Raw genomic sequence first — 1,383 nt, 5'->3', positions numbered from 1 at the left:
GCCTGACCCGCCACGGTTGCGGCGACCCGGTGCTGCAACCAGCCCGCCAAGGCAGGCTGCAGCACCCCGGGGCGCGGGAGCGGTGCGCTGCATGACCAGCCATGCACCGGCCGCAGCAGGGGCCTAAGCCGTCGCCGTGGCGAGCAACGCGCTGCCCAGCCAGTCGGAGGAGTCCTTGACGCCCGGCAGCACGAAGAAGTACCCGCCACCGGTCGGGGAGATGTAGTCGACCAGCGGCTCGTCGATCAGGCGCGTCTGCACCGCCTCGAACTGCCGCTGCACATCCTGCTGGTAGCAGCAGAAGGCCAGACCCATGTCGAGGTTGCCCACCGAGTCGATGCCGCGGTCGTAGTTGAAGCCGCGGCGCAGGATCCGGGAATCGGCGGTCTTCGCGGTGCGGGGATTGGCGATCCGGATGTGGGCGTCCAGCGGGATCGCATTGCCCTGCGGGTCCTTGGCGTAGTCGGGGATGTCGGTCTCGACGGCACCGTCCAGCGGGGCGCCGGTGTCCTTGCGGCGGCCGAACATCTTCTCCTGCTCGTTGAGCGAGACCCGGTCCCAGAACTCGACCAGCATCCGGATGATCCGGATCACCTGGTAGCTGCCGCCGGTCGCCCAGGCCGGCTCGCTGCCGCCCGCGGCCACCCACACCAGGCTGTCCATCTCCCGGGTGGAGGTCACGTCCGGGTTGGCGATGCCGTCCTTGAAACCCAGCAGGTTGCGCTGGGCGCCGGCCGGGCGCGGGGTGTTCTGGAACCCGTCGATCCGCCACTTGACCGCCATCTGTCCGCGGGTGTGCTTGGCGATGTCGCGCATCGCGTGCAGCACGGTGTCCTGGCGGTCGGCGCAGATCTGCAGCGAGAGGTCGCCGTGCGACTCCGCTGCCTTGAGGTTGTCGTTGGGGAAGGTCCGCATCGGGATGAGCTTGCGGGGCTTCTGCGCGGACAGCCCGAAGCGTCCGTCGAAGAGGGACGCCCCCACGCCGACGGTGACGGTGAGGTTGTCCGTGGCCACCACCGGGCCGAGGATGCCGTTGTCGGACGGCGGCGCGCCGACGCCCAGGTCGGGCGGGGTGCCGCCGGCGGTCAGGAAGCGGATCCGCTCGGTGAGCGTCTGCAGCAGCTGCTGCAGACCCTTGCGGTCGGTGGCGATGACGTCCATGGACAGGAAGATGGCGAACGCCGGTGCGGGCGTGGTGATCCCGGCCTGGTGGGCACCGTGGAAGGCGACCGTCGCGCTGCTGGTCGCGTCGGTGGCGGCCGGGGTCGAGGCCGACGCGGAGCCGGTACCGAGGGTGACCGCGCCGGTCGCTATGGCGGCACCCGCCGCGCCCGCGCCGAGCGCCGTCTTGACCACGGTGCGGCGGGGGGGGGCGCCCCCCGA

The 1,383-nt window shown here is 71.4% G+C and carries 1 protein-coding gene; it reads right to left on the bottom strand.

All coding sequences use genetic code 11. The features are described 5' to 3' along the window. Positions 1-123: 123 nt before the first annotated feature. A partial coding sequence (efeB, locus tag TR46_RS01380) for an iron uptake transporter deferrochelatase/peroxidase subunit (RefSeq protein WP_152626258.1) occupies positions 124-1,383 on the bottom strand: 1,260 nt, incomplete at its 5' end.

The sequence above is a fragment of the Streptacidiphilus carbonis genome (assembly GCF_000787775.1).
GTDB classification, from domain to species: domain Bacteria; phylum Actinomycetota; class Actinomycetes; order Streptomycetales; family Streptomycetaceae; genus Streptacidiphilus; species Streptacidiphilus carbonis.
Note: the sequence above shows the minus strand (reverse complement) of the source record. Positions and strands in the feature narration are given on the sequence as shown.